Genomic DNA, 10,772 nt, shown 5'->3' with positions numbered 1-10,772 from the left:
CTTGTTCCGTAAGTGAGGTGACGATCAGTCAGCCCTTGACGGCGCCGAGCATCACGCCCGAGACGAAGTAGCGCTGGACGAACGGGTACACGCAGAGGATCGGCAGCGCGGTGAGCACGATGGTGACCGCCTGGATGTTGGCCCCGACCTGGCTGAGCTGCTCGGTGCCGGCGCCGGCGTTGGAGCCGCCGGTGGCGCCCTGGATGAGGTTGCGCAGATAGACGGTGACCGGCATCAGATCCGTGCGGTCCATGTAGAGGAAGGCGCTGAACCAGGAGTTCCAGAACGACACCGAGTAGAAGAGCACCATGGTCGCGACGACCGCCTTGGACAGCGGCAGCACGATCTTGAGCAGAATCCCGTACGTACTCAGCCCGTCGATCTGCGCGGCCTCCTCCAGTTCGCTCGGCAGGCTCTCGAAGAAGGCCTTCATCACCAGGAGGTTGAAGACGCTGATCGCGTTGGGCAACGCGATCGCCCAGACGCTGTTCTTGATGCCGAGGCTGGTGATCAGGACGTAGTTCGGAATCAGGCCGCCGGTGAAGAACATGGTGAACACCGCGATGCCGACCAGCGTGGAACGGCCCCTGAGGTGCTTCTTCGACAGGACGTAGGCGTAGCAGGTCGTCAGGACCATGGCGACGGCGGTGGCCACGACCGTGTAGAGCACGGTGTTGCCGTAGTTCCGCCAGAACATCGAGTCCTGGAACACGATCTTGTACGTGGTGAGGTTGAACCCCTGGGGCCACAGGGTGACTTCACCGGCCCGGATCTGCCGCTCCCCGCTGAAGGAGCGCGCGATGATGTTGAGGAAGGGGTACAGGGTCACGACCACGACGAGGGTGAGGATCACCCCGTTGACGCCCTGGAAGACCCGGTAGGAACGACTCGGCTTCACCACAGGCTGGTCCCCACTGTGCGGCGCGAGAGCTGGTTGGCGGACATGATCAGGACCAGGCCGATGATCGCCTCGAACAGGCCGATGGCGGCGGCGTAGCTGAAGCTGTTGGACTCCACACCGGTCCGGTAGACGTACGTGGAGATCACGTCGGAGGTCGGGTACGTCAGCGGGTTGTAGAGCAGCAGGACCTTCTCGAAGCCGACGGCCAGGAAGGTGCCGACATTGAGGATCAGCAGCGTGATCATGGTAGGGCGGATGCCGGGCAGGGTGACGTGCCAGATCTGCTGCCAGCGGTTGGCGCCGTCGATGCGGGCGGCCTCGTAGAGGTCCTCGTCGATGGTGGTGAGCGCGGCCAGGTAGAGGATCGTGCCCCAGCCGGCGGTCTGCCAGATCTCGGAACCGACGTAGACGGTGCGGAACCACTCGGGTTCCTGGATGAACCGGATCGGCTCATGGCCGAACCAGCCCAGCGCGTGGTTGATCGGGCCGTCCGTGGCGAGCATCTGCATCGTGATGCCCGCGACGATGACGATCGACAGGAAGTGCGGCAGATACGACACCGACTGCACGAACCGTTTCAGCGAACGCCGGCGCACCTCGTTGAGCAGCAGGGCGAGCACGATCGGGATCGGGAAGCAGAAGACGAGCGTGAGTCCGCCGAGCCACAGGGTGTTGCGGAACACCTGCCAGAAGGTGGGGTCGCTGAGGAACATCTCGACATAGCGCAGGCCCACCCACTGCTCGCCGAAGATCGAGCCGCCCGGTTCGAAGCGCCGGAAGGCGATCACGTTGCCGATCATCGGCAGATAGCGGAAGACGAGGAAGAACAGCAACGGCAGTACGGCGAGCGAGTACAACTGCCAGTCCCGGCGCAGGGCCCGTCGCCATCCGGTGCGCGTCCTCCGCCGCCCGCGGCGGGGTGGAGCCTTGGTCGGCGGCGGCTCCTGGGTACCGGGCGGTGGAGCCGATCTGGTGGAGGTGCTCATGCAGTGGCCTCCCGGTGCACCGAAAGTTTCGGAGTCGTACCGGCAACTTTGCGGCGAGGTTAGGGGCGGGTGTAATGGCTGTCAATGGGGCTGGCAGGGATGGTCAGTTGAGGAGGCTGGGACCGGGACGAGCCAGAGGCTACGAAACATTCTGACGTCGAGACGCAACAATCGGAGGCACCGTTGCCCGCGTTCGACCTGCCGTTGCCGGACCTGGAGCGCTACCGCCCGGACCTCGAGGAGCCGCCCGACTTCGACGAGTTCTGGCGCGACACCCTCAAGGAGGCGGCCCAGCACGAGGTGTTGGTGTCGGCGGACCCGGCGGAGACGGGCCTGCGCCTCACCGAGACCTGGGACGTGACCTTCCGGGGGTTCGGCGGCGACCCGGTGCGGGCCTGGTTCAGCAGACCGGCCGGGGTGCGCGAGCCGCTGCCCGCCGTCGTCGAGTACGTCGGCTACGGCCGGGGCCGCGGTCTTCCGCACGAGCGGCTGACCTGGGTGAACGCCGGGTACGCACATCTGCTGATGGACAACCGGGGCCAGGGCGACCAGTACGGCAACGGCGGCGCCACCCCGGACCCGCACGCCACGGCGCCGGGCGGCCCGGGCCCGGCGGCACGCGGCCTGCTGTCCCCACGGGACTACCACTACCGGCGCCTGATCACGGACGCGGTACGCGCGGTGGCGGCGGTGCGCGCCCTGCCGGGCGTGGACGGCACCCGGGTCACGGCCGTCGGCAACAGCCAGGGCGGCGGACTCGCGCTGGCCGTCGCGGGACTCGTCCCCGACCTGGCCGCGCTCCTGGTCACCGCCCCGTTCCTGTGCGGCATCCGCCGCGCACTCGACCTCACCGACGCGTCACCGTACGGCGAGATCACCGCGTACCTCTCGGTGCACCGGGACGCCGAGCGGGCCGCCTATGCCACGCTCGCCTACATGGAGGGGATCTCCTTCGCCCGCCGCGCCCATGCCCCGGCCCACTTCGGGGTCGGCCTGCGCGACACGGTGTGCCCGCCGAGCGGGGCGTACGGCGCCTTCAACCACTATGCGGAGCTGTCGGGCGCCGACCCGCGCAGGGAGATCCGCCCGTATCCGTTCAACGGCCATGAGGGCGGGGACGCGGTGCATGTGCGCCGCCAACTGGACTGGCTGGGCGGGGTGTTGGAGTCAGGACCGCGGTCGACGTGAACGCGACGGCCGCGGCGGCGACCGGGTCGCGGACCCGGTGGACGGCGGCTCGGCGCCCACCGGGTCCGCGTGGAGCAGTGGTTCAGCCCACCCGGCAGGGCAGGGTCGTCGTACTGTCGCCGCCGGAGCCGGAGACGACGTAGCCGAAGGTCGTGCTCTCCCCCGGATCGAGAGAGCCGTTCCAGTCGGCGTTGTGGACCATGACGTTCTGACCGGTGTAGGTCGCGCTGCCGCTCCAGAGGCTCTCGACCTTCTGGCCGGTGGGGAGCGTCCAGTCGACCATCCAGCCGAGCATCGGGACGTCGCCGGAGTTGGTGACGGTCACCTCGGACTGGTAACCGCCGGACCAGTTGCCGGTCGTGCGGCGGGTGGCGGAGCACTCGCCGGGCACCGGGTCGGTCGGGTTGCCGGGCTCCTTGATGCCGGTGACCTCGCCGTTGCCGCCGTCGAAGACGATGTCGGAGCAGGAGTAGAAGGTCTCCGCGCTGTCCGAGCGCTGCCAGACCATGTAGACGATGTGGCGGCCCGACTTGTTCGCCGGAAGCTGCCCGGTCCAGGAGTAGTTGGCCTCGACCGTGCCCGGGGAGCCGTTGAGGGGCGGGTGGTCGACCGAGAGGAAGGGCCGCTCCTCCATGTCGTCCCAGGTGAGGGGCTGCTTCGGGTCGAAGCCGTCCTTGGTGATGTAGACGTGGAACCAACCCGGGTGCGCGGCCCAGGCGTTGTAGGAGAAGTCGACTGTCGCGCCCGAGGTGAGGTGGGTGAGCGGCCAGTCGTCGCGCGGCGCGTTGAATCCGGTGAAGTTGGTGTTGCCGCCGCTGCACAGCTCGCCGTCGGGCACGAAGCCGCGGGTGCGGCCGGCGCCGTCGGAGCGGAGCACCGAGAACCAGTTGTAGAACGGGGTCGTGCCGCTGACCTGTTGGGCCGCCCTGCAGGCCGGGTTGACCGGCTTGATCTCACCGGTGTCGGTGAGGCCGTCCTGCCAGCACAGGAAGGTACGGCTGCCGGGCTTCATGGGGGTGCCGTGGGCCTCCGCCTGGCCGCCCGCGGTGACGACGAGGCCCACGGCGGGGATGGTGGCGAGCAGGGAGACCAGGACCAGGAGGAGGGCTCTGGGGCGTGACACCCTCGATAATCTTGTCAGGATCATGACATTCCAGTCCGTTCCTTGAGGTACGGGCCGTTCGGGTGTGGGTGAGGTTGTCGTGCGGGTGAGCGTGAGATTGCCGTGGGGCGGGGGCGGCACGCGGACGGGTTCCGGTCCGGCCGTGTGGGAGCGCTCCCACCCCACCTTCTGCGGAAGGTAGCGGCATGCGGCGCAGTTGTAAACGGCCGTGACGCGGGGCGTACGGGGTGCGCGGATGTGCCGGGGGCGGCTTGGCGGGTACGCCGGGGACGGCTTGGCGAGTGCGCCAGGGGCTGCTTGGCTGGTACGCCTGGGGGGCGGTTCGACGGGTACGCCGGGGTCGTCAGCCCACCGATGTCGTCGCCGACGCCCCCCTCCCCGCCGCGTCCCGGGCCGGGCTCACCGAGAACGCCGTGTCGCCCGCGACGGCCACGATCGCGTCCTTGACGAGGAGGGCGCTGGGGATCGTCTACTCCGTCGACGTGCCCGGGGCGTCCAGCTTGGGCGTGGTCGGTGACCGTTCCGTCGGGGCGGACGAAGTACGCGGTCCCGTCGAGCACGGTGGGCGTGCCCTGCGGGGGTGCCCGTCAGGGGGACGCGGGTGGCGGTGCCGGTCTCCGGGTCCACCCGGAGCAGGGTGGTGTACACCTCGTCCCGGCCGTCGCCGCCCGTCTGGTACCCCGTGGTGTTCTTCAGCAGCGCGAGCCCAGGAACTCGATCGCCCGCCGGGTCAGGAGCTTGGCGGCGTCCGGGTCGTACGAAGGCAGCGAGTCGTCCGCGAAGAGGTGCTGGTCTCCGGGATACAGGAACATCTCCGCGGCGGCGCAGTCGGAGACGAGCGCGTGGGCAGCATCGATGTCCTCGGCGAAGTACGGATCGGCCTCCATCGCGTGGACCTGCACCGGCACACCGTGCGGCCAAGCCGCTCCGAACTCCGACACGGGGATGCAGGCGTGGAACAGGAGCGCGCCCCGCGCGCCCGGACGTGTCTGCGCCAGCTTCTGGGCGGGCAGCACACCGAGTGAGAAGCCTACGTAAACGGCGTCCCGCGGCAGGTGTTCGGCCGCGCGGACACCGCGCTCGGTGATCTCGCCGAAGCCGGTCTGCTCGACGTAGCCCATGCCCTCCTCAAGGGAGCCGAACGTGCGCCCGTCGAAGAGATCGGGCGTGTGGACGGTGTGGCCGGCCGCGCGGAGTTCGTCGGCGAAAGCGGCGACTCCGGGAGTCAGCCCCTGCGAGTGGTGGAACAGTACGACCTCTGTCATGCCCGAACCCCTTGCCCTGTGGGTAGCGAATGATCCGGAACTCTAGAATAATCGAGAGGTGTCGAACAATACCCGCCTCCCCGACTACGACCTTGCCGACGTCACAGATGTGACAGCCCCGGCCCAGCTGCGCGCGCTGGCCAACCCACTGCGCAACGCCATCCTTGAGCTGCTCCTCGAACGCGCCGCGACCGTGAGCGAACTGGCCGCCGCGCTCGGCCGCCCGAAGAGCACGGTCGCGCACCACGTGAGCGCCCTGGCGGATGCCCGGCTGCTGAAGGTCGTGCGGACCCGCCGGGTGCGGGCCATCGACGAGCGCTACTACGGCCGCACCGCGCGCATCTTCCGCGTCGGCACGGTCGGCCCGACCGACGGGGACGCCGCGCCGTACTGCAACAACGATCTCGCCACGGCCGCGGCCGAATCGGCTGCCGCACACCAGGCGGATCAACTTTCCTCGATCGTGCGACACGTACGGATCCCACGGGAGCAGGCCCGCGAGTTCTGGGCCCGGGTCCTGGAACTCGCCAACGACTACGCGCAACTGCCGCGCGGAGGCGATGTGGTGTACGGCTTCGCGGCCGGGCTCTACCCGACCGACTATCCGGCGCTGCCCGAGGCTGAGGCCGCGGCGAAGGACCCGGACTGACCGGTGTCGCGGGTCATGGCGTCCGCAGCCGTGCGTGTCCCCAACTCCACCTCCGTCACCGGGAGTTCGATCGTGAACTCCGTGCGGCCCGGCACGCTGTCCACCCGTATGTGTCCCCCGTGCGCCTCCGTGATCGCCGCGGCGACGGCGAGCCCGAGCCCGGAGCCGCCCGACCCGGCGTCGGCGCGGGAGCGGGACGTGTCGGCTCGGGTGAAGGGTTCGAAGACCGCGGGGAGGAGGGCCGGCGGGATGCCGGGGCCGTCGTCGCGGACTTGGATGACACAGGTGGAGGGGGTCGACGTGACCGAGGCGACCACCCGTGTGCCCGCGGGTGTGTGCATCCGTGCGTTGGCCAGCAGGTTGGCCACCACCTGGTGCAGCCGGACCGCGTCACCGAGGACCGGTGGCGCGGCGTCCGGGCGGAGTTCGAGTTGCCAGTCATGCCCGTCCCCCGCGACCCGCGCGTCCCGCACCGCCCGCGCTACCAGTGCCGCGAGGTCGACCTCGGTGGAGTGCAACGGCCTGTCCTCGGCTAGCCGGGCCAGCAGGAGGAGGTCCTCGACCAGGCCGGTCATCCGGGCCGACTCGGCCCGGACACGGCGCCAGGCGAGCACGGGCTCGATCCGGGCGGCGTCGCGGTTCATGAGTTCGGCGTAGCCGGAGATCGAGGCGAGGGGGGTGCGCAGTTCGTGGCTGGCGTCGGCGAGGAAGCGGCGCATGCGTTCCTCGGTGCGCCGGCGGGCGGTGAGGGAGGACTCGACGTGGTCGATCATCCGGTTGAGCGCGGCGCCGACCTGACCCGCCTCGCTGTCGGGGTCGGCGTCCCGGGCCGGGACACGGGTGAGGCCGACGCCCTCGCCCCGGTCGAGCGGCGCGCGGGAGACCTCGGCGGCGGTGGCGGCGACCCGGCCGAGCGGGCGCAGTTGGCGTCGTATGACGACCGTGCAGACGCAGCCCGCCACGAGGAGGCCGGCCACCGCGACGGCGGCCCCGGCGACGGTCAGGCCGCCGATCACGCGCTGGACGTCGTCCATGGGCAGCCCGGTGAGGACCCGGATGCCGCCACTCTCGACCGCGGCGACCCGGTAGGTGCCGAGGCCGGGGACGGTGCGGGTGTGCCGGGTGCCGTCGGGTGCGATGTCCGCCAGCGCGGTGAGCTGCGGGGCGGTGAGGTCCTTCGGGGCCGCGCCCTCGCGCACGACCTCGGCGGCGACGATCGTGCCGTCCTCGTCGAGGCGGGCGGCGAGCAGGCCGGCGGGATGACCGTTGCCGTCGAGGAAGCCCAGGTCGTCGTCGTTCTCCGGGTGGAGCGCGGCTCCGTCCAGGCTGCGCGCGGCGGCGTTGGTGACGCGGCCGTCCAAGTCGCCGATCAGGTAGGCGCGTTGGGCGAGGGCGGTGGTGAGCGCCATCGCGGCGCAGACGAGGATGAGGGTGGCGGTGACGAAGACGAGCAGGCGGGTACGCATGGTGCGGGTGCGCGGCCTCGCCCATGGCTGCCGGGCGGTCGGCCTGCGGACGGTTGCCCTACGGGCGGTGGGGGTGCTCATCTCCCGCCCACCACCGGCCGGACGGCGTGCCCGAAGCCGCGCACCGCGCGCACCCACTCCAGTGCGGGCCTACGGACGTGTCCGGTTCGCAACCCGGCGGTGGCGGTCATGTCCCGATTCTGTCCGCGTCCGCTGAGGGAGCCCTGTGCTCCACCTGAGGGTGGGTGATGACCTGGGGTTTCCCGGGCGCGGGCACGGCGAAGGGCCGCACCCCCGTCACCGGGGATGCGGCCCTCGACTACCGTGCGGTACCGCTGGCCTGACCGCTAGCTACGGATCAGGTTGCGCAGCACGTACTGCATGATGCCGCCGTTGCGGTAGTAGTCGGCCTCACCGGGGGTGTCGATGCGGACGACCGCGTCGAACTCGACGCCCGTGTCGGTGGTGACCTTCACCGTGCTCGGGGTGGTGCCGTTGTTGAGCTCCTCGACGCCCGCGATGGAGAAGGTCTCCTCACCGGTCAGGCCGAGGGAGTCGGCCGACTGGCCGGCCGGGAACTGGAGCGGCAGGACGCCCATGCCGATGAGGTTCGAGCGGTGGATGCGCTCGTACGACTCGGTGATGACGGCCTTGACGCCGAGGAGTGCCGTGCCCTTGGCCGCCCAGTCGCGGGACGAGCCGGAGCCGTACTCCTTGCCGCCCAGGATGACCAGCGGGATGCCGGCGGCCTGGTAGTTCTGCGAGGCGTCGTAGATGAAGCTCACCGGGCCGTCGGCCTGGGTGAAGTCGCGGGTGTAGCCGCCCTCGGTGCCCGGCGCGATCTGGTTGCGCAGGCGGATGTTGGCGAACGTACCGCGGATCATGACCTCGTGGTTGCCGCGGCGCGAGCCGTAGCTGTTGAAGTCGCGGCGCTCGACGCCGTGCTCCGTGAGGTACTTGCCGGCCGGGGTGTCGGCCTTGATGGCACCGGCCGGGGAGATGTGGTCGGTGGTGACCGAGTCGCCCAGCTTGGCGAGGACACGCGCACCGGAGATGTCGGAGACCGGGGTGGTCTCCATCGTCATGCCGTCGAAGTACGGGGGCTTGCGGACGTAGGTCGACTCGGCGTCCCACTCGAAGGTGTCGCCGGTCGGGATCGACAGCGCCTGCCACTGGGCGTCACCGGCGAAGACGTCCTGGTAGGACTTGCTGAACATGTCCTCGCCGATGGCGTTGGCCACGACGTCGTTGACCTCGGCCTCGGAGGGCCAGATGTCCTTCAGGAAGACCGGGTTGCCGTCCTGGTCGGCGCCCAGGGCGTCACGCGTGATGTCCACCTTCATGGAACCCGCGAGGGCGTACGCGACGACCAGCGGCGGGGAGGCCAGGTAGTTCATCTTGACGTCGGGGTTGATACGGCCCTCGAAGTTCCGGTTGCCGGAGAGGACCGAGGTGACCGCGAGGTCGTGGTCGTTGACGGCCTTGGAGACCTCCTCCGGCAGCGGGCCGGAGTTGCCGATGCAGGTGGTGCAGCCGTAGCCGACGAGGTTGAAGCCGACCTTGTCCAGGTACGGCGTCAGACCGGCCTTGTCGAAGTAGTCGGTGACGACCTTCGAACCCGGGGCGAGGGTGGTCTTGACCCACGGCTTGCGGGTCAGGCCCTTCTCCACGGCCTTCTTCGCGACGAGCGCGGCGGCGACCATGACGTACGGGTTGGAGGTGTTGGTGCAGGAGGTGATGGCCGCGACCGTCACCGCACCGTGGTCGATCTCGTACGTCGAGCCGTCGGGGGCGGTCACGGTGACCGGGTTGGACGGGGCGCCGTTCGGGGCGACGGCCGGGGCGTCGGAGGCCGGGAAGGACTCCTGGCCCGCCTCGTCCACGCTGTCGACGTAGTTGCGGACGTCCTGCTTGAACTGCTCGGCGGCGTTGGCGAGGACGATGCGGTCCTGCGGACGCTTCGGGCCGGCGATGGAGGGAACGACCGTGGACAGGTCGAGCTCCAGCTTCTCGGAGAAGTCCGGCTCGGCCTTCGGGTCCAGCCAGAGACCCTGCTCCTTGGCGTACGCCTCGACGAGCGCGAGCTGCTGCTCGGAACGGCCGGTCAGCTTGAGGTACTTGATCGTCTCGCCGTCGATCGGGAAGATCGCGGCGGTCGAGCCGAACTCCGGCGACATGTTGCCGATGGTGGCGCGGTTCGCCAGGGAGGTGGCGGCCACGCCCTCGCCGTAGAACTCGACGAACTTGCCGACGACACCGTGCTTGCGGAGCATCTCGGTGATGGTCAGCACCAGGTCGGTGGCGGTGGTGCCGGGGGTGAGCTCACCGGTCAGCTTGAAGCCGACGACGCGCGGGATGAGCATCGAGACCGGCTGACCGAGCATCGCGGCCTCGGCCTCGATGCCGCCGACGCCCCAGCCGAGGACGCCGAGGCCGTTGACCATGGTGGTGTGCGAGTCGGTGCCGACGAGGGTGTCGGGGTACGCCTGCCCGTTGCGGACCATGACCGTGCGGGCCAGGTGCTCGATGTTCACCTGGTGGACGATGCCGGTGCCGGGGGGTACGACCTTGAAGTCGTCGAAGGCGGTCTGGCCCCAGCGCAGGAACTGGTAGCGCTCCTTGTTGCGGCCGTACTCCAGGTCGACGTTCTGCTTGAAGGCGTCGTTCGTGCCGAACTTGTCGGCGATGACGGAGTGGTCGATGACCATCTCGGCCGGGGAGAGCGGGTTGACCTTCGCCGGGTCGCCGCCGAGCGCCTTGACGGCCTCACGCATGGTGGCGAGGTCCACGACACAGGGCACGCCGGTGAAGTCCTGCATGATCACGCGGGCCGGCGTGAACTGGATCTCCTGCGACGGCTGGGCCTGGGAGTCCCAGCTGCCGAGGGCGCGGATGTGGTCGGCGGTGATGTTCGCGCCGTCCTCGGTGCGGAGGAGGTTCTCCAGCAGCACCTTCAGGCTGTAGGGGAGGCGCGCGGCGCCCTCGACCTTGTCCAGCCGGAAGATCTCGTACGACTCGTCGCCCACCTGCAGCGTGCTGCGGGCGTCGAAGCTGTTCGCCGACACGACAGTCTCCTTCATTTCTGTGCGCTTACCACCGCATCCTGCCGCTACACCGTCCTGGCCGATCCGCTAAGGTAAGGCTAAGTTAGGCATGCCTTACTGCCAGACCGGCGACGGCGTGCGGCTGCGGTA

General features: G+C 69.7%; 8 protein-coding genes. 2 read left to right on the top strand and 6 right to left on the bottom strand.

The window, feature by feature from the left end:
- Positions 1-28 precede the first annotated feature (28 nt).
- Together ADK36_RS15510 and ADK36_RS15505 are read right to left on the bottom strand one after the other, a co-directional pair.
- Positions 29-901 carry a carbohydrate ABC transporter permease gene (locus tag ADK36_RS15510; RefSeq protein ID WP_048583716.1) on the bottom strand — a complete coding sequence of 291 codons (873 nt, stop codon included), beginning with the start codon at positions 899-901 and terminating at the stop codon, positions 29-31.
- Positions 895-1,887, bottom strand: a complete 993-nt coding sequence (locus ADK36_RS15505; RefSeq protein ID WP_053197935.1) for an ABC transporter permease — start codon at positions 1,885-1,887, stop codon at positions 895-897. Before ADK36_RS15505 ends, ADK36_RS15510 begins: the two co-directional genes overlap by 7 nt.
- A 183-nt stretch (positions 1,888-2,070) precedes the next feature.
- Between ADK36_RS15505 and ADK36_RS15500 the strand changes: the two genes are divergently transcribed.
- Positions 2,071-3,075 carry an acetylxylan esterase gene (locus ADK36_RS15500; protein ID WP_053197933.1) on the top strand — a complete coding sequence of 335 codons (1,005 nt, stop codon included), beginning with the start codon at positions 2,071-2,073 and terminating at the stop codon, positions 3,073-3,075.
- 82 nt (positions 3,076-3,157) lie between these two features.
- On the opposite strand, the gene ADK36_RS15495 is transcribed toward ADK36_RS15500, so the two are convergent.
- Both ADK36_RS15495 and ADK36_RS15490 read right to left on the bottom strand, forming a co-directional pair.
- Positions 3,158-4,222 carry a lytic polysaccharide monooxygenase auxiliary activity family 9 protein gene (locus ADK36_RS15495; protein WP_199830186.1) on the bottom strand — a complete coding sequence of 355 codons (1,065 nt, stop codon included), beginning with the start codon at positions 4,220-4,222 and terminating at the stop codon, positions 3,158-3,160.
- Positions 4,223-4,890: 668 nt separating this feature from the next.
- Positions 4,891-5,463, bottom strand: coding sequence for a dienelactone hydrolase family protein (locus tag ADK36_RS15490; protein ID WP_048583712.1), 573 nt, complete (start codon positions 5,461-5,463; stop codon positions 4,891-4,893).
- Positions 5,464-5,521: 58 nt separating this feature from the next.
- Here ADK36_RS15490 and ADK36_RS15485 point away from each other — a divergent pair, with 58 nt between their 5' ends.
- Positions 5,522-6,112, top strand: a complete 591-nt coding sequence (locus ADK36_RS15485) for an ArsR/SmtB family transcription factor (RefSeq protein WP_048583711.1) — start codon at positions 5,522-5,524, stop codon at positions 6,110-6,112.
- Here ADK36_RS15485 and ADK36_RS15480 read toward each other — a convergent pair.
- Both ADK36_RS15480 and acnA read right to left on the bottom strand, forming a co-directional pair.
- Positions 6,064-7,578, bottom strand: a complete 1,515-nt coding sequence (locus ADK36_RS15480) for a HAMP domain-containing sensor histidine kinase (protein WP_234329777.1) — start codon at positions 7,576-7,578, stop codon at positions 6,064-6,066. The two genes, ADK36_RS15485 and ADK36_RS15480, sit on opposite strands and share 49 nt — an antisense overlap.
- 347 nt (positions 7,579-7,925) lie before the next feature.
- Positions 7,926-10,643: an aconitate hydratase AcnA gene (acnA, locus tag ADK36_RS15475; RefSeq protein WP_048583777.1), complete on the bottom strand. Its 2,718-nt coding sequence runs from the start codon at positions 10,641-10,643 to the stop codon at positions 7,926-7,928.
- Positions 10,644-10,772: the final 129 nt, after the last annotated feature.

Source organism: Streptomyces viridochromogenes (assembly GCF_001270495.1).
GTDB classification, from domain to species: Bacteria; Actinomycetota; Actinomycetes; order Streptomycetales; family Streptomycetaceae; genus Streptomyces; species Streptomyces viridochromogenes_A.
Note: the sequence above shows the minus strand (reverse complement) of the source record. Positions and strands in the feature narration are given on the sequence as shown.

Bases quoted from the DNA above. Each gene is read 5' to 3' on its own strand.
- ADK36_RS15505 (WP_053197935.1), bottom strand. From the start codon at position 1,887: ATGAGCACCTCCACCAGATCGGCTCCACCGCCCGGTACCCAGGAGCCG.
- ADK36_RS15495 (WP_199830186.1), bottom strand. From the start codon at position 4,222: ATGATCCTGACAAGATTATCGAGGGTGTCACGCCCCAGAGCCCTCCTC.
- ADK36_RS15480 (WP_234329777.1), bottom strand. From the start codon at position 7,578: ATGCGTACCCGCCTGCTCGTCTTCGTCACCGCCACCCTCATCCTCGTC.
- ADK36_RS15490 (WP_048583712.1), bottom strand. From the start codon at position 5,463: ATGACAGAGGTCGTACTGTTCCACCACTCGCAGGGGCTGACTCCCGGA.